This window comes from Paenarthrobacter sp. DKR-5 (genome assembly GCF_018531425.1).
In the GTDB taxonomy this organism is placed as follows: domain Bacteria; phylum Actinomycetota; class Actinomycetes; order Actinomycetales; family Micrococcaceae; genus DKR-5.
This window is the reverse complement of sequence record NZ_JAHBOI010000001.1, coordinates 423134-437957: the sequence shown is the minus strand read 5'-3', so window position 1 is coordinate 437957 and position 14824 is coordinate 423134. Positions and strand designations below refer to the sequence as shown.

Sequence of the window (14824 nt, the reverse complement as noted above, 5' to 3'; positions counted from 1 at the left end):
CGCGGATTCCACCGCTCAGCAAAGGGCGCGAATGCTTCGGCATTCGCGCCCTTTGCGCGTCCAGGGCTGAGGGACCCTGTGCGGACGGCCGCGGCCGCCGTAGCATGGTCCCGTGGATACGGCGGGAGAGATCAAGCGGCTGAAAGCGAACGAGTGCTGGGAATTGCTGCGCACGGTGGTGGTCGGCAGGCTCTCGGTAATCGTCGAGGACCATCCGGACATTTTTCCGGTGAACTTCGTGGTCGACCACGGATCCGTCATCTTCCGTACAGCCCCCGGCACCAAGCTTGCTGCGGCGCTGGAAAAGTCCAAGGCCGCCTTCGAGGTCGACGGTTACGACACGGAGACAGGGGAGGCCTGGAGTGTTGTGCTCAAGGGGCCGCTGGGACAAATCACCCGCACCGAAGAGGTGATCAACTCGGCCGCGCTGCCCCTGTTCCCCTGGCAAAAGGGGACGAAGCCGTTCTTCGTGCGTCTCTCGCCGTCCGACGTCACCGGAATCCGGTTCGCGGTCGTGGAGCCCGCGCATTGGGTGACGCCCTTCACCGGGCTGCCGTCTGCCTCCAGCGAATAAGGCTTCGGCAGCGAATAGGCTTCGCTACATTAAAAACGGCATGAGTCGTTTTTAATGTAGGATGGCGGCATGAGCCCCACGACAGACAGCGTCAAAATCCACGCGGCCCTGGGTTCTGCTGCCAAAGCGGATGTCCTTCGAGCGTTGCGTGCTGCGCAGAATCCCCTGTCGGCCCGCGAACTGGCGGCCGCGGTGGACGTTCCGCTGACGACGCTGCGGTTCCATCTCGACGGGCTGCTCGCATCCGGGCTGATCGAGGCACGCAGCGAGGCGCCGGCTGGCCGCGGGCGCCCGCGCCTGCTCTATGCCGCCGCCGCGGCCGGTGCCGTGCGCGACGGCTACCGGTGGCTCAGCGGGCTCCTGGCCGGCAGTTTGCTGAAGACTTCCGCAGCCACGCCGGCTGAACACGCGGAACAGGCCGGGGCTCGCTGGGTGGAGGCGAACTCGCCGCAAGCGGGTCCGGAAGCAACATTCGAGGACGCTGTGGAGACCATCAGGGACGTCTTCACGCAGTTCGGATTCGAGCCTGCGCCGCCCGTCCCCGGGCCGCTGCCGGAGCCGGTGGAGCTGCGCCTGCACGCCTGCCCGTTCGTGGAGGTGGCCCGTGAGAACCGGGAGGTGGTGTGCTCGGTCCACGCCGGAATGATGAAGAGTCTGCTGGACCGGTCCGGAGCCCCGGACGCCGCGGCCGAGCTCCGTCCGTTCGCGGAGCCGGGTTTGTGCCTTGCGGTGATTGACCGGCACCCCGCCCGCCTGGCGGGAGCTGCCCGATGATCGTTGCGAAGCTGCTGCAGGTCGCTCTGCCGTTCCTCTGGCTCGGCATGATCGCCGCGATATCCCTGATCGAAACACCGCTGAAGTTTCGGGCACCCGGGATCACGGTACCGCTCGGGGTGGGAATCGGGCGGTTGGTCTTCAAGGCGCTGAACCGGGTGGAACTCGTGCTCTGTGCCGCACTGGTGGCCACGGCCTTCGTTAGCGCGGGGTCGGCGGGGAGCGAGGCAGTGCTGGCCGGCGTCGCCCTGCTCACTGTCTTCCAGGCGCTGTGGCTCCGGCCGCGGATGGACCGGCGCGTCGCGGCCCGCTCTGCGGTGGGGGAGGCGCCCGAATCGTCATCGCACCTGCTCTACATCGGCGTCGAAGGCGTGAAGCTGCTGGCCCTGCCCCTGCTCGGAGTTCTCTACTGCCTGCAGGCGTTCGGATGAGCGGCGGCACGGGCGGGGAAGTGGACGCCGGAGGGAGAGCTGACCTGCGGAATCGGGCGGACGTCGAACTGCTGGTCGACACCTTCTACCGAAAGGTCTTTCGCGACCGGATGCTGGGACCGGTCTTCGTCGACGTGGCCCGGATGGATCTGGCGGCGCACCTGCCCGTGATGTGCGACTTCTGGGAAACTGTGCTTTTCCGGGCCGGCCTGTACAAGCGCAACGCGTTGCATGTGCACGAGGAACTGCACGCGAAGGTGCCGCTGCGGTGGGAGTTCTTTGACCGCTGGCTCGAGACATGGCGGAACACGGTGGATGAGCTTTACGCCGGTGAAAAGGCGGAGCTGGCCAAGCTGCAGGCCGGCCGAATTGCCGGCTCCATCCACCGCCGGGTCAATGGCGGCCGGGCCAGCGAGTACGGCACCATCCGGCGCGGGGGTCAGCCGCTGTAGGGCGGTTCCACGGGGGTCGCCGCGCGGCCTTCGGTGCTCAGCAGCACGACGACGTCGTCCGCCGCAGCCCCGACGTCGGCGCGCCGGTTCGGGTCCTCCAGCACAGCCCGCGCCCCCGCCAGGCTCGCAGCCCCGCACGGACCGGAGTCCACACCGAGTTCCTCCAGGTCCTTGACCGCCCGCCGGCAGTCCTCTTCGCCGATGACGACGGCGGCGTCGACCCCGCGGGAGAGCTCCGGCCACGCGGTGAGCGATACCGTCCCGCAGTTCAAGCCGGCCATCATGGTGTGGCCGGTGGGCACCGAGGTGCGTTCGCCCTGCTCGAGGGAGCGCAGCAGGCACGGTGCCGATTCCGGTTCGACGCTCAGCAGCGCCGGCTGGCTCCCGCCCAGCTTGCGGTAGTGCCGCACGGTGGCTTGGAGGAGGGAACCGACGCCGACGGGCGTGACCACCATCGAGGGACGCCCGGCACCGGCGTCCTGCAGCTGTGTGTCAATCTCCGCGAACAAGGTGGAGTAGCCCTCCACAATCCAGCCGGGCACCGTGGTGTAGCCCTCCCATGCGGTGTCCTGGACCAGGATGCTCCGCGGGTCGGCCTGTGCCGCGTCCGCCGCCGCGCGCACGACGTCGTCGTACGGGAGGGCAAGGGCCGTCAGTTCCGCGCCCTCGCTGGTGATGGCCTCCTTGGCCCGCGGGCTGATCTCCTCGGGCACGAAGATTCGCGCCGCAAGTCCCATCCGGGCAGCCATGCGGGCCACGGCGCGGCCGTGGTTGCCGTCCGTTGCCGAGACCAACACCGGCGCATCCGGATCCCCGGCGAACCGCCTTGCCAACGTATCGGGCTGCCAGCCGCCCTCGGTGCGGCCGGCTCGGGCCGACAATGCCCTGAAGACCGCCCATGAAGCCCCGAGGAGCTTGAAGGCGGGCAGGCCGAAGCGGGAGGATTCCTGCTTCACGAAGACGCGCCCGACGCCGAGTTCCCGGGCCAGGTCCGGCCGCTCCAGCAGCGCGGTGGGTGCGTAGCCGGGCAGGCTGCGGTGGAAGTCCAGCACGCCGCGCGGTTCGGGTGCCGCCACGAATTCGCGGGCTGCCGGGTTGGCATACCACCTGGTGCTCATCGGATACTCCTTGCGCTGGGGTGCCTGGGCGTGCGCCAGTCTACTCCCCGCTCCGGGGCGGCCCAGCGGTGGACGGTCCCGAAGGATTCCAATAGGATGTTCCCTGTTCAGCATGCTGAACACAACGACCAAGGGAGAATCGTGACCGAACTGAGTGTTCAAGGCGTGGCCCATGCGAGTGCGGCCTCGCCGGCTCCCGCCGTAACCCGGGCCGCTGCGGTCCTGGACGTGCTCGCGGCCTCGGCCACAGGGGTCGTCTCGCTCAGCGACCTCGCCCGCGAACTCGGAATTCCCAAATCCTCCACCTCCAACCTGCTGCTCGCGTTGGAGGAGGCCCACCTGATCGTGCGCCGGGGAGGCGGGTTTGCGCTCGGGCGGAAGCTGGTGGAACTCGGTGCCGCCTACCTGAGCCGGCTCGACGAGGTGCAGGAGTTCTACCGGTTTTGTGAAAGCGCTCCGACGCTGTCGAAGGAAACCGTGCGCATCGCACTGCTCGACGGCAAGGACGTGATCTACCTGGCCCGCTACGAGGGCCACCCGGCCGTGCGGCTGACGTCGAACATCGGGGACCGCATGCCGGTGTCGCTGTGCGCCGTCGGCAAGGCGCTGGTGGCGCGGCTGCGGGACCACGACATTGACGAACTCTTCCCGGACGGTACGGACCTGCCGGTGATGACGCCGAACTCGCTGAGGACGGCGGAGGAGCTGAAGGAACAGCTGAAGGAAGTGCGCCGCAAGGGGTACGCCTTCGAGGATGAGGAGTCCACCCTGGGCGTAGTCTCTGTGGGGGTTACCGTGCCGACGCGGGGGGTGCACGGCCCGAGCCTTGGGCTGTCGGTGACGGCGCTCAAGGCGACCTTCTCGTCCGAGCAGGAAGCCGCCATCGTTGGGGAACTTCAGGAGCTTGCCCGCACCCTGGGCAGTCCGATGGGATAAGTCGGATTTAAGCTTGGCTCGCTGTACACCATGATGTACGCTGTTCAGCATAGTGATCTATATCGCATCCTAGGTCGTGCAACGCGGCACGGCCTCCGAAGATTGGGAACGCAATGACGGGTATTTTCAAGAAGGTTGCGACGCCGGTGGCCTTGGTGGCCATGGCTTCGATGCTGGCGCTGACGGGGTGCTCATCCTCGGGGAGCGCGGGGGCACCCAGCGCGGCAGACAGCCGCCTCCAGCAAGTCATCAAGAGCGGCACGCTCAAAGTAGGAGTCCTGCCCGACTATCCGCCCTACAGCTCGCAGGACGCCAGCGGCAAAATTGTCGGCTACGAACCGGACATTGCCGCGAAACTCGCCAGTGCTCTGGGCGTAAAGCTGGAGATGGTCAACACCGACGGAACCAGCCGGAAGCCGGTCCTGGACTCCAACCGGGTCGACGTCGACATCGACGCGTTTACGGCGACCGACGAGCGGGCGAAGGCCGTGGACTTCACGATGCCGTACATCGCCTCCGGTGCTCTGCCCCTGTTCCGCAAGGACAACCCCATCAAGAGCATCGCCGATCTGAAGGGCAAGAAGGTGTCCGTCGCGCGCGGCAGCACCAACGACACCCTGATGACCAAGCAGTTCCCCGACACCACCGTGGTCCGCTTCGACACGATTGCCGACGCCGTCCAGGCGGTCAAGTCCGGCAAGGTGGACGCGGTGATGGAAGGCTTTGCCACCGTTCGGGCCGCGGCCGCCAAGGATCCCTCCCTGCAGGTGCTGGACGGCGATCCGATCAGCCCGGCGCTCATTTCCATGGGAGTGAAGCAGGGCGACCAGGTGTGGGTCAACTACCTGAACAACTTCATCCGCAATTTGAACAGCTCGGGCACGAACCAGTCGCTGTACAAGAAGTGGTTCAACGCTGACCTTCCCCAGGTCATCTCCCACCAGTAGCGGGAGCGCCCGGCCGTCCACGGGCGGTCGGGCGCCAAAGCGCAGCACCGAAATCCGTCGCTTGGCGAAGAGAGTTCTGTATGTCGTTTTACCTCGGTGACCTGATCCCTTATCTACCAGTCATTTTTCAAGGACTGTGGATGAGCGTCTACATCAGCGTCATAAGCTTCCTGGTCGGGAGCGTGCTGGGCCTGCTGGCCTATTTTGCCAAAGTCGGCACCTCGCGGGTCCTGAGCAGGATCAGCGGCGCCTACATCGAAGTGGTGCGGAATGTGCCGCTGCTGGTGGTCCTGTACCTGATCTATTTCGGTCTCGGGCAGGTCGGGATCGACCTGGACCCGCTGTGGTCCGCCCTGATCGCCTTGTCGATCAACAATGGTGCCTACGTCGCGGAAATCCTCAGGGCCGGTTTCGAGTCCGTTCCTGGTGGCCTCCGGGAGGCGGCGCACGCGCTCGGCATGAGCTCCGGGCAGACCTTCCGGTATGCCGTGTTCACGCCAGGGATCCGCAAGGTGTTCCCGGCCCTGACGAACCAGTTCATCCTGCTGTTCCTGTTCTCCTCGGTGGCCTCCGTGATCGCGCTGCCCGAACTGACCGAAGCGTTGATGACCGTGAACTCCGACACGCTGCGCACTTTCGAGGTATTCACCGTCGGCGCGCTGCTGTACTACGCAGTTTCCTCCGTCCTCGCCCTGGGGTCACGAATCGGAGAGAAGAGGCTTTTCAGATGGTAGGTGATGGCAATGGGTGATTACGCACAGTTCCTGCTCCCGCTGGCAAAGGGTCTGGGCATGACTGCACTTCTGTGCATCATCTCGGCCGTCGGCGGCAGCATCGTCGGCCTGCTCGTCGGCCTGGCCAGGGCATCGAGCATCGGCTTCATCCGGTGGGTCAGTGCCATTTACACCAACCTCCTGCGCGGCATTCCGCTGCTGATCATTTTGCTGTTCACCTTCTTCGCGTTGCCGCTCTTGATTCCGGGAGCAGTTTTCTCGAAGCTGGCCTGCGGAGCCATAGCCCTGACGCTGTTCGTGAGCGCGTACATCGCCGAAGTCGTCCGCGGGGGTTTGGAGTCGGTTCCGCGCGGCCAGTTCGAAGCGGCGGAGGCGCTGGGGATGAACTACTTCCTCAAGTTCCGCTACATCATTGTGCCGCAGGCGATGAGGGTGGTCGTTCCCCCGTGGACGGGGATTATTTTGGCGATGATCAAGGATTCATCCCTCGTGTCGGTGATTGGATTCGTCGACCTCACGCAGGCCGGCAAGATCATCGGGACCACCACGATGCTGCCGCTGCTGACATTCGTTGTGGTCGGGGCCATCTACTTCGTCATCTGCTACCCGTTGGGGAAATTCGGCCGCTGGTACGAGAAGCGACTGACGGTATCGCTCGGGCGCCCGCAGGCCGTTGACCTGGGACCGGCAAGCACCGACCTGCTGGCCGAAGAACCGCTACTTCAAGTTCGAGGAGAGAAATGATTTCCGTCAAAGGCCTGCAGAAGAAATACGGAAACGTAGAGGTCCTCAAGAGCATCGACTGCGAGATCAAACCCAGCGAAGTTGTCTGTGTGATCGGGCCTTCGGGGTCTGGCAAGAGCACCTTCCTCCGTTGTTTGAACCTGCTGGAGACGATCACGGCAGGCAGCGTCGTCATCAACGGCCATGACCTCGGCAATTCGAAGCTCGACAGGGTCCTTGTGCGCAGGGACGTGGGCATGGTGTTTCAGCAGTTCAACCTGTTCCCGCACATGAAGGTGCTCGACAACGTGATGATTGCCCCCATCAAGGTGGCGAAGAAATCCCGGGAAGTGACCAAGGAGAAGGCGCTGGAACTCCTGGCCAAGGTGGGACTCTCCGACAAGGCAGACGTTTACCCCAGCTCCCTCTCGGGCGGACAACAGCAGCGTGTCGCCATCGCCCGGGCGCTTGCCATGGATCCCACCGTCATGCTCTTTGACGAACCAACGTCCGCGCTCGACCCGGAAACGGTCGGAGACGTGCTGGCCGTGATGAAACGCCTGGCCGGGGAAGGGATGACGATGGTGGTCGTGTCCCATGAGATGGGCTTCGCCCGTGAAGTGGCCGACCGGGTGATCTTCATGGACCAGGGCTACATCGTGGAGGAAGGCACTCCGGCGGATATCTTCGACCGGCCCACGCAGGACCGGACCAAGGCCTTCCTGAGCCGGGTGCTGTAGCCGCACGGTTCGCCGACGCCGCCTGAGCCGGACCGTCCGACCAAGCGGCCGAAAGGCCGGCAACGGCGGGATTTCCTCACGGAATCCCGCCGTTGCCGGCCTTTCGCGCGTCGCGGTCCATCCGGAGGATCTCAGCCGGCTCCCGGGAGCCGGGCTTCGACGACGCCGTCGACCACGCGGCTCTGGAAGACCGGCTGCCCGGCGCTTGCAGGACCGGTCACCACCTCGCCGGTGCGCAGCGAGAAGGTGCTGCCGTGCCAGGGGCACTGGACGCAGTCCTCGGCGCGCCCGGAGACCTGCTGCCGGCTGATTTTGCCTTCGTGCAGGGGACCGGCAAGGTGGCTGCACGCGTCGGCCAACACCTGAACCTCGTCGCCCTGGCGCAGCACGAAGAGTGGAACCGTGTCGAGCATCACCTGCTGCGGCTTGCCGTCCGTGAACTCCTCGAGCCTGCCGATGGAGTGCCATCCGGGGGGAGTGCGGTGCGGCACTTCTTCGGCGTGGTTCGCCCCTGCGGCCTGGTGGTAGGCCAAGTGGCCGCCGAGGAAGGCGCCCGCAGTTGCCACGCCGAAGCCTGCATAGCCGAGAAGTTTGCCGCTCACGTGCTTCCCGCGCAGCCGTTGGGCCAGCGACAGGGCATACAGGCAGGTGGCAGCGGCGTTCGCGCTGGCATGGACGACTCCCACCCGCTGCTGCTGCTCGTGCAGTTCGGACAGGTCCGTCGCTCCGGAGATGACAGCCGGGGCCGCCGCAGCCAGCCCGGTGCCGACGAGGATGGCGGAGGCGCGCTCCGCACCCGGTACGAGGTCCAGCACGGCAGCCGAGGTCCAGGCGCCAACCGGCACCTGGGCTGCGACGGGATGGAGCGGGTGTCCAAAGGGCACGCCGTGCAGGGCGTCCCGCAGCCATTGCGGCCGGACTGTCGCCCGCGCGGCCTTACGCAGCCAGGTGGCGGCCGGATCGAGGACGTCCGCCTTCTCCAGGTGGTCGAGCAGTTCGAGTGTTCCGGTGAGTTTCACAGTGGGCTCCTTGCTTCCGGCTCAGCCCGGCAGGATCGGGGGAATGTCCGGACCGGGCTCGCCGGGACCCGTCGGTGGCGCCGTTGGCGGCTCGAAAGGCCCGGGCTCGGGCGCGCGGCCCGGATCGGGCTGGCCGGGCTGGGCCTCGCCGGGCCCCGGGTGGGCGGGGTCCGGGCGCGGGTCCGGCTCCGAGCCCGTGGGGAAGCTGGCCTGTTCCATGATCGTCTCCTTCTTGTCGGGGGGCCGGGAATCGTAACCAGGGCCCGAGGATTCGGCGCGGCGGCGGAGGTCAGGCGCGGCGCTGCCGGCGGTCGCGCAGCCGCAGCTGAGTGATCCGCACGGCGCCGGCGATGCCCACGAGCACGCCGCCCGCGACAGCCGCGATGAAAAGGGCCATGCCGACCGGCACCGACCCTTCGAAGCCGAGGAAGTGCACCAGCGCCACGTCCTGGTTTTGCAGGATGAAGACGATCAGTCCCACCAGCAGGACAAGGGCGACGGCCACGCTGACCCACACCACACCGGCCCGGGTGACTTCGGACCGCGGTGCGGTCTGGGTCCCGGCGGCTGTGCCGGGTCGGCCGGCGGTGTCGGTGCCCGGTGCGGGAGTCGCCCGACCCTGTGCGCGGCTGACGACGGAGTCAGGAGTGCCGGCCGTCGCGGTCGGCGCAGGCGGCGTTTCGTCTCGGGCGGGTTCCTTGAACGGTTCGGTGCTCATGTTAGTAAGCGTACTGACTATATGGGTTCTGGCAACCCCGTGCCGGCAGCGTTGACCTCGCCTGCGGATCGTGGTCTTCTGGGTCAATGAGTGAGGCTGAGATCATGAGCGAGGCTGAGAAGCAGGACCGGACCGGCGAGGCCGCGGACAACGCCGCAGACAACAAGGCCGGGGCGCACGGCAACGCCGACGACATTCAGGACGAGGCGCTGGGCGAGGTGAAGATCCCCGACTCCGTCATGGAGGCCGCGGCAGAGGCCGAGAAAACCGGAAACAAGGGCGGCTCCCAGTAACGGGCCCGGGGCAGCCGCCGGTGCCGGATCAGTAGAAGTGCACCGGGTCGACGACGTGCGGCAGCGGTTCCCCGTCGAGGAACTTGCGCAGGTTCGAGCAGAAGCGCTCCGTGATGTAGCGGTTCTCCGATGCGTTGAGGGCCGAGGTGTGCGGCGAGACCATGACACGGGGGTGGTCCCACAGCGGGCTCCCGGAGGGCAGCGGTTCGACTGCGAACACGTCGAGGCATGCGTAGCTGACGCGTCCTTCGTCCAGTGCCTCGAGCAGGGCTTCCTCGTCCACCACGGTGCCGCGGCCCACGTTGACCAGGACCGTTCCGTGGCGCATCGCGCCAAAGACCTCCCGGTTGAACAGCCGTTCCGTGAACGGGGTGCCGGGCAGCGTGTTGATCACGGCATCCGCCTCCGCCAGCAGCTCCGGCAGATTTTTGTTCGTGGTCACGCGGTCGATGCCGTCGATCTCCTCGACCGTGCGTTTCGTGCCGCTGACCTTCATGCCGAGTGCGCGGGCCAGGCGGGCGGTCTCAAGACCGATTTCGCCGAGGCCCGTCACGACCACACGGGAGCCATTGGCCATCCGGGTCGGTGTGCGCAGTTCCGGCCAGATTTTGGCCCGCTGGTCCTGGGCCAGTTCCGCGGTTCGTTTGAAGCCGTTGAGGACGCCCATGATGCCGAATTCGGCCAGCGGCAGCGAGTGGACTCCCGCGGAGGTGGTGACGGTGATCCGCTCCAGGTTCTCCGGGCTCAGGCCGGCGGCCTTGACCGCGCCGCCTGCCCCGGCGGCCATCGCGTGGACCCAGCGGAGGTTGGGGTTGGAGGCCGCGATCCGCGCAAGACCCGCGGCGCTTTCGTTGGGAAAGCCGAACAGCACGTCCGCGGCGTCGAGCATGCTCCAGTACCGTTCCTCCTGCTCCGGGGTGCGGGTGAAGGCCGGGTCGCCTGCGTGGTCCGCCGGGTAGCGCTCCGGCGGGAGCAGGTCCGGATCGTAGAGCACCGTCACGGACGGGTCCGTCCGCCGGATCTCCTCAACGAGTTCCGGCTCCAGGGGAACGGCAACGGCGACGGTCAACTGGGAAGTCATGCTGTTCATCATACTGAATGCTGGCTAGAATGCTGAACAAATGCGAGCGGAGGGCGTAATGAGCGGAGAGGATCCGCGGGCGGCAGCGACGGTCGGCTTTGTGGGCCTGGGACTCATGGGGGCCCCGATGGCGGCCAATCTTGTCAGGGCAGGCTTCGAGGTGGCGGTGCACAACCGCTCCGACGGCGCGGCCGAGGAGTTGGTGGCGCTCGGTGCCCGCCGGGTGGCTGAGGTGGCTGATCTCGCGCAGTTGCCGGTGATCATCTTTATGCTCCCGGACCTGCCGTTCATTGAGGCTGCGGCGGAGGCGCTGCTGGAGCGGTGGCGCCGGGAGCCTCCCGCTCAGGGTGCCACCCTCCTGGTCATGAGCACCGTTGCGCCTGACCGGGTGCGCGGCTTCGGTGCCGTGGTGCGCGAAGCGTCCGGGGGGCGCGCCGCCGTCGTCGACGCTCCCGTCAGCGGAGGCCGGCAGGGCGCTGTCGACGGCACCCTCGCCGTCATGGCCGGCGGCGCTCAGGAAGACTTCGACCGGGTGGAGCCGGTGCTGAAGGCGATGGGGCGGACGGTGCGGCTAATGGGTCCGCTGGGCGCGGGTTCACTCACCAAGGCCTGCAACCAGCTGGTGGTGGGCACGACGGCGGCCGCGCTCGCCGAAGCAGTGGTGCTCGCCGAACACTCGGGCATTGAACCCGCCGCACTGCTGGAAATCCTCGGCGGCGGCCTGGCCAACAGCACTGTGCTCCAGCAGCTCGGCCCGCGCTTCGCGGCGCGGGACTACACGGTCACCGCGCCGGCAAAGTTCATGCACAAGGACCTCCGGTTCGTCCTTGCTGCGGCCGAGGAAGCCGGGACGGCAGTGCCGCTGGCCACGGCCGGGGAACGCGTCTATGCGGCCGTCAACGACCAAGGTCTTGGTGATCTGGACCTCGCCGTCGTCCGGGAGGCCATCGAGCACCTGGGGGAAGCCAGGGTCCGCCAAGGGTGAACCCCTCTGGCGGGGCGCGCTGCGTCCTTGCAGAATGGGAGCCATGAAGACGATTCTGAACATCATCTGGCTCGTATTCGGCGGCGTATTCCTCGCGATCGGGTACTTCGCAGCCGGGGTGGTGTGCTGCCTGCTGATCGTGACCATTCCGTGGGGGATCGCCTCGTTCCGCATCGCCGGTTACGCCCTTTGGCCCTTTGGCCGCACTGTCGTGGACCGGGGCGCACCCGGTGTGCTGACCACGGCCGGCAACATCATTTGGGTCCTGGTGGCAGGGATATGGATAGCCCTGGGACACGTGGTAACGGCCGCTGCGCAGGCAGCGACGATCGTCGGAATCCCGTTGGCCATCGCCAACCTCAAGATGATCCCGATCTCCCTGATGCCGCTGGGCAAGGTTATCGTCCCGACATCGCGGCCCTTCGTCCCGACGTACCGCTGACCGACTCCATCCTGCCGCCGCCGATCTCTGGCCAACCGTCCCGGGGAGGGCTATCGTCCAAACAGCGGACGCGACGAAGGGATGGCCATGCCGATCGGAACTACAGCCCTGGGTGACAGCCTGGCCGTGAGCCGGCTGGGCTTCGGCGCGATGGCGCTCACTCCCGTGTACGGGGAGGTCGATCCCGAGGAGGCCCTGTCGACCCTCCGGCACGCCGTCGACGCCGGCGTCACCTTCATCGACACCGCGGACGTGTACGGGATGGGCTCCAACGAAGAGCTCATCGGCAAGCTGCTGAAGGAGCGCCGCGGCGATATCCAGCTCGCCACCAAATTCGGCATCACCGGCAACCCGGCGACGGGGGAGCGGTCCTCGCGTGGCGACGCGGCCTACGTGCGCGAAAGCGCCGAAGCCAGCCTGTGGCGCCTGGGCACCGACGTCATCGACTTGTTCTACCTGCACCGGCGGGACCTGGCCACGCCGCTGGAAGAGACGGTCGGCGCGATGGCGGAGCTGGTCCGGGCCGGGAAGGTGCGCCACCTTGGGCTGTCCGAGGTGACGGCGGCGGAGCTGAAGCAGGCCCACGCCATCCACCCGATTGCGGCAGTGCAGAGTGAATGGTCCATCTGGAGCCGCGACGTCGAGCGCCATGTGGTGCCGGCCGCCGCCAAGCTCGGTGTTGGATTCGTGCCCTATTCGCCGCTGGGACGCGGGTTCCTCACCGGCACGGTCGACAGGCGCAGCCTCGCCGAGCACGACATCCGGCGGTCCTTCCCGCGGTTTGCCGACGGCCTGCTGGAGGCCAACAACAGCGTGGTGTCCGCGGTGAAGATGGTCGCCATCGAGCTCGGCGCGACGCCGGCCCAGGTCGCGCTGGCATGGCTGCTCGCCAAGGGTGTCCAGTTCGGGCTGCCCGTGGTCCCCATCCCCGGCACGCGGCGCGCCCGGCGGGTCGATGAGAACATCGGGGCTCTGGCGCTGTCCCTCGACGCGGCCCAGCTGGCCATTCTCGATGCCGCGGCGGACGCGGTCCTGGGCGCCAGGTCCGCGGACCCGGCCTGGGTTTCGCAGGGCCGCGAATAACCGTCAGCCTTCGAGCCGCCGCCGCAGGTCGGCGTGTTCCGCCGCGAGGTTGCGCATCGCCGGCTCAAGCCAGAGGGCGCGCGCGGCGGAGGTATGGAACAACGGGTCGAGTCCGAGCAAATGCTCGACGACGGCGGTCCGGCCGCGCAGGAAGTCCTGCTCCGCGACGTGGGCGTACTCGGCGCGGACGGCGCGCTGATACCTGCGGTAGCCGTGGCTGTCCCGGCCCAGGACCGAGAGATCCGCGTCGCACAGCAGGGCGCCGGGCAGGTCGTCTCGCCCCGGCCGGTGGCCGGCCGTCAGCCGCACCAGCCGCGCCACCTCCCTGGTGGCGACCGGATCGTGGCCCGCGCGTCCCAGCAGGTCCTCGGCCAACGACGCCGACGCCTCCTCGTCCTCGCCGGCCCGTCCGGCATAGACGGCGTCGTGGAACCAGGCCGCCAGCTCGACCGTCCGGCCGTGCGGGGCGGCGTGCGTGTTGCCGAGCGCGTCGAGGGCCTCGAGCACCGCGAGCAGGTGTGCCCGGTTGTGGTAGCGCCGGTGCGGCTCCGCCCACCGGTCGAGGAGTTCGGCGCCGGTGTCCGCCGCCTCGGGCAGCAGTGCCGTCCAGCGGCGCAGCAGCGGGCCGGCCAGGGCGCCGCTGCGCTCACGCGCCCGCACCCGCAAACCGCTGGCGATCAGCCGGCGCACCAGGGTGCCGCCGTCGACCGGCTCGGCGCCGCGGGCCACGAGGTCCGCGAACCGGCGTTCGGGGACGTCGTAGTGGTCTTCGTCGAAGGCGCGCTCGGGAACGCCCGCGGCCGCCGCGAACTCATGCAGCTCGGCCAGGGACTCATCCGAGACCAGATGCGAGAAGTACGTGCCGTGCGCGGGCCAGGCGGGGGGATCGATGAGGATGGCCACGCGGTCAAGTCTAGGAGGGCAGCCTCAGACCGGCCACGTCTGCACCAGATAGGGCCGGCCCGGCCGCAGGACGCCCAGCGGTCCCCGGCGTCGCTCCCGCTCCACCCGGTAGCGCCGGCGGTCCGGACCTTCGACAGAGGTCGACTCCGTGTGCCGCTGGCCGGCGAGCAGCTCGAGCATGTCATTGAGGCTCGCCGTGCTGGAGGTGCTGCCGCCGTCGTTCACCACCCAGAAGCCGCCCAGGTGGGCCGCGGCGTCAGGACCTCCGCTGCTGAGCCGGAGCACTGCGAAGAGTTCGCGCAGGAAGCCCTCGTCGGAGTCAGGAAGCGGGCGAACGAGCGGGTAGTCCGCAGGGTTGCGCTGCTGGGCCGTGTGCCAGACCCGGCGGAGCCATTCCAGGTCGGCCCTGCCAATGCTGGGAGCGAGCCGCAGGCCGCCGTCCGGCACCTCCTCAAGGTCGAAGTTGTTGCCCGAACGGTCCACCACGCACGCGGCCTCCTCGGGGTACTCGAGCTGGCTCAGCAGTTCGGCCTCGCTTGCGGCGTAACCGAAAGAGCCGCCGTCGTCGACGACGATGAAATCACGCGCGCCCGGGCCAGGGCCGCCGCTGCTCGTCCCCATCAGGGCCTCCATTCCTGCTCTTCCACCGCGTGCCGGTTGCTGTACCTATTGCACCGCCGGTCCGGCCCCAGGGCCAGTGCCGTTGACGAATTCCTCACGCGTGCGCGGCTTGGAAATTGAACTTGAGTGCCCTACACTCAAGTTAACTGATCGGAGCAGGTGCACCTTATCTCGGGAACCGACTTTGGCTAGCGTTGGTGCCGCGAGCTCCGCCCAGCTGACCGCTATCCAGGAGTGCTCGGAAAGGAGC

Annotated in this window: 20 protein-coding genes; 13 read left to right on the top strand and 7 right to left on the bottom strand. The window is 67.6% G+C overall.

Annotated features, from left to right (window positions below; genetic code table 11):
* The first annotated feature begins 112 nt into the window (after positions 1–112).
* The 4 genes from KIH31_RS02140 (at position 113) to KIH31_RS02125 (ending at position 2231) form a co-directional block, all read left to right on the top strand.
* Complete coding sequence (locus KIH31_RS02140) at positions 113–574, top strand: pyridoxamine 5'-phosphate oxidase family protein (RefSeq protein WP_307857502.1); 462 nt, start codon at positions 113–115, stop codon at positions 572–574.
* Between the two features lie 69 nt (positions 575–643).
* The gene (locus KIH31_RS02135) at positions 644–1348 is read left to right on the top strand and encodes a metalloregulator ArsR/SmtB family transcription factor (protein WP_214425400.1); all 705 of its coding nucleotides are present in this window, start codon (positions 644–646) and stop codon (positions 1346–1348) included.
* The gene (locus KIH31_RS02130) at positions 1345–1779 is read left to right on the top strand and encodes a hypothetical protein (RefSeq protein WP_214425399.1); all 435 of its coding nucleotides are present in this window, start codon (positions 1345–1347) and stop codon (positions 1777–1779) included. Before KIH31_RS02135 ends, KIH31_RS02130 begins: the two co-directional genes overlap by 4 nt.
* Positions 1776–2231: a group III truncated hemoglobin gene (locus tag KIH31_RS02125; RefSeq protein ID WP_214425398.1), complete on the top strand. Its 456-nt coding sequence runs from the start codon at positions 1776–1778 to the stop codon at positions 2229–2231. The genes KIH31_RS02130 and KIH31_RS02125 overlap by 4 nt, the downstream gene beginning before the upstream one ends.
* Here the strand turns inward: KIH31_RS02125 and KIH31_RS02120 are convergent.
* On the bottom strand, positions 2219–3349 hold the full coding sequence (locus KIH31_RS02120; protein ID WP_214425397.1) for a diaminopropionate ammonia-lyase: 1131 nt from the start codon (positions 3347–3349) through the stop codon (positions 2219–2221). The genes KIH31_RS02125 and KIH31_RS02120 overlap by 13 nt on opposite strands.
* A 141-nt stretch (positions 3350–3490) precedes the next feature.
* On the opposite strand from KIH31_RS02120, the gene KIH31_RS02115 reads away from it, so the two are divergent.
* From KIH31_RS02115 to KIH31_RS02095, 5 genes are all read left to right on the top strand, one after another.
* Positions 3491–4285: an IclR family transcriptional regulator C-terminal domain-containing protein gene (locus tag KIH31_RS02115; protein ID WP_307857501.1), complete on the top strand. Its 795-nt coding sequence runs from the start codon at positions 3491–3493 to the stop codon at positions 4283–4285.
* A gap of 113 nt (positions 4286–4398) precedes the next feature.
* Complete coding sequence (locus tag KIH31_RS02110; RefSeq protein WP_214425395.1) at positions 4399–5232, top strand: transporter substrate-binding domain-containing protein; 834 nt, start codon at positions 4399–4401, stop codon at positions 5230–5232.
* 80 nt (positions 5233–5312) lie between these two features.
* Positions 5313–5966 carry an amino acid ABC transporter permease gene (locus KIH31_RS02105; RefSeq protein WP_214425394.1) on the top strand — a complete coding sequence of 218 codons (654 nt, stop codon included), beginning with the start codon at positions 5313–5315 and terminating at the stop codon, positions 5964–5966.
* Between the two features lie 9 nt (positions 5967–5975).
* Entirely contained in the window at positions 5976–6710 is a 735-nt protein-coding gene (locus KIH31_RS02100) for an amino acid ABC transporter permease (protein WP_250545346.1), read from the top strand.
* Positions 6707–7429, top strand: coding sequence for an amino acid ABC transporter ATP-binding protein (locus tag KIH31_RS02095; RefSeq protein WP_214425393.1), 723 nt, complete (start codon positions 6707–6709; stop codon positions 7427–7429). The genes KIH31_RS02100 and KIH31_RS02095 overlap by 4 nt, the downstream gene beginning before the upstream one ends.
* A gap of 131 nt (positions 7430–7560) precedes the next feature.
* On the opposite strand, the gene KIH31_RS02090 is transcribed toward KIH31_RS02095, so the two are convergent.
* The 3 genes from KIH31_RS02090 to KIH31_RS02080 all read right to left on the bottom strand — a co-directional run bounded on the left by KIH31_RS02090 (position 7561) and on the right by KIH31_RS02080 (position 9166).
* On the bottom strand, positions 7561–8448 hold the full coding sequence (locus KIH31_RS02090) for a Rieske 2Fe-2S domain-containing protein (RefSeq protein ID WP_214425392.1): 888 nt from the start codon (positions 8446–8448) through the stop codon (positions 7561–7563).
* Between the two features lie 21 nt (positions 8449–8469).
* Positions 8470–8667, bottom strand: a complete 198-nt coding sequence (locus KIH31_RS02085) for a hypothetical protein (protein WP_214425391.1) — start codon at positions 8665–8667, stop codon at positions 8470–8472.
* A 70-nt stretch (positions 8668–8737) separates the two neighbouring features.
* Positions 8738–9166 (bottom strand): lipopolysaccharide assembly LapA domain-containing protein, encoded by a 429-nt coding sequence (locus KIH31_RS02080; protein WP_214425390.1) that lies wholly within the window; start codon positions 9164–9166, stop codon positions 8738–8740.
* Positions 9167–9270: 104 nt separating this feature from the next.
* On the opposite strand from KIH31_RS02080, the gene KIH31_RS02075 reads away from it, so the two are divergent.
* Entirely contained in the window at positions 9271–9459 is a 189-nt protein-coding gene (locus KIH31_RS02075; RefSeq protein WP_214425389.1) for a hypothetical protein, read from the top strand.
* Positions 9460–9487: 28 nt separating this feature from the next.
* Here KIH31_RS02075 and KIH31_RS02070 read toward each other — a convergent pair whose 3' ends face one another.
* Positions 9488–10552: a D-2-hydroxyacid dehydrogenase gene (locus KIH31_RS02070; RefSeq protein ID WP_214425388.1), complete on the bottom strand. Its 1065-nt coding sequence runs from the start codon at positions 10550–10552 to the stop codon at positions 9488–9490.
* Between the two features lie 46 nt (positions 10553–10598).
* On the opposite strand from KIH31_RS02070, the gene KIH31_RS02065 reads away from it, so the two are divergent.
* The 3 genes from KIH31_RS02065 (at position 10599) to KIH31_RS02055 (ending at position 13050) form a co-directional block, all read left to right on the top strand.
* Positions 10599–11525 (top strand): NAD(P)-dependent oxidoreductase, encoded by a 927-nt coding sequence (locus KIH31_RS02065; RefSeq protein ID WP_214425387.1) that lies wholly within the window; start codon positions 10599–10601, stop codon positions 11523–11525.
* 43 nt (positions 11526–11568) lie between these two features.
* The gene (locus KIH31_RS02060; protein ID WP_214425386.1) at positions 11569–11967 is read left to right on the top strand and encodes a YccF domain-containing protein; all 399 of its coding nucleotides are present in this window, start codon (positions 11569–11571) and stop codon (positions 11965–11967) included.
* An 87-nt stretch (positions 11968–12054) separates the two neighbouring features.
* Positions 12055–13050, top strand: a complete 996-nt coding sequence (locus KIH31_RS02055) for an aldo/keto reductase (protein ID WP_250545345.1) — start codon at positions 12055–12057, stop codon at positions 13048–13050.
* A gap of 3 nt (positions 13051–13053) precedes the next feature.
* Here the strand turns inward: KIH31_RS02055 and KIH31_RS02050 are convergent, their stop codons facing one another.
* Together KIH31_RS02050 and KIH31_RS02045 are read right to left on the bottom strand one after the other, a co-directional pair.
* A complete protein-coding gene (locus KIH31_RS02050; protein ID WP_214425384.1) occupies positions 13054–13953 on the bottom strand; it encodes a DUF4031 domain-containing protein in 900 nt (299 codons plus the stop codon).
* 24 nt (positions 13954–13977) lie between these two features.
* Positions 13978–14574, bottom strand: a complete 597-nt coding sequence (locus KIH31_RS02045; RefSeq protein WP_214425383.1) for a hypothetical protein — start codon at positions 14572–14574, stop codon at positions 13978–13980.
* Positions 14575–14824 lie beyond the last annotated feature (250 nt).

Bases quoted from the DNA above. Each gene is read 5' to 3' on its own strand.
- KIH31_RS02070 (WP_214425388.1), bottom strand. From the start codon at position 10,552: ATGATGAACAGCATGACTTCCCAGTTGACCGTCGCCGTTGCCGTTCCC.
- KIH31_RS02095 (WP_214425393.1), top strand. From the start codon at position 6,707: ATGATTTCCGTCAAAGGCCTGCAGAAGAAATACGGAAACGTAGAGGTC.
- KIH31_RS02045 (WP_214425383.1), bottom strand. From the start codon at position 14,574: ATGGGGACGAGCAGCGGCGGCCCTGGCCCGGGCGCGCGTGATTTCATC.
- KIH31_RS02055 (WP_250545345.1), top strand. From the start codon at position 12,055: ATGCCGATCGGAACTACAGCCCTGGGTGACAGCCTGGCCGTGAGCCGG.
- KIH31_RS02100 (WP_250545346.1), top strand. From the start codon at position 5,976: ATGGGTGATTACGCACAGTTCCTGCTCCCGCTGGCAAAGGGTCTGGGC.
- KIH31_RS02105 (WP_214425394.1), top strand. From the start codon at position 5,313: ATGTCGTTTTACCTCGGTGACCTGATCCCTTATCTACCAGTCATTTTT.
- KIH31_RS02065 (WP_214425387.1), top strand. From the start codon at position 10,599: ATGAGCGGAGAGGATCCGCGGGCGGCAGCGACGGTCGGCTTTGTGGGC.
- KIH31_RS02075 (WP_214425389.1), top strand. From the start codon at position 9,271: ATGAGCGAGGCTGAGAAGCAGGACCGGACCGGCGAGGCCGCGGACAAC.
- KIH31_RS02085 (WP_214425391.1), bottom strand. From the start codon at position 8,667: ATGGAACAGGCCAGCTTCCCCACGGGCTCGGAGCCGGACCCGCGCCCG.
- KIH31_RS02120 (WP_214425397.1), bottom strand. From the start codon at position 3,349: ATGAGCACCAGGTGGTATGCCAACCCGGCAGCCCGCGAATTCGTGGCG.
- KIH31_RS02110 (WP_214425395.1), top strand. From the start codon at position 4,399: ATGACGGGTATTTTCAAGAAGGTTGCGACGCCGGTGGCCTTGGTGGCC.
- KIH31_RS02060 (WP_214425386.1), top strand. From the start codon at position 11,569: ATGAAGACGATTCTGAACATCATCTGGCTCGTATTCGGCGGCGTATTC.
- KIH31_RS02125 (WP_214425398.1), top strand. From the start codon at position 1,776: ATGAGCGGCGGCACGGGCGGGGAAGTGGACGCCGGAGGGAGAGCTGAC.
- KIH31_RS02135 (WP_214425400.1), top strand. From the start codon at position 644: ATGAGCCCCACGACAGACAGCGTCAAAATCCACGCGGCCCTGGGTTCT.
- KIH31_RS02080 (WP_214425390.1), bottom strand. From the start codon at position 9,166: ATGAGCACCGAACCGTTCAAGGAACCCGCCCGAGACGAAACGCCGCCT.
- KIH31_RS02130 (WP_214425399.1), top strand. From the start codon at position 1,345: ATGATCGTTGCGAAGCTGCTGCAGGTCGCTCTGCCGTTCCTCTGGCTC.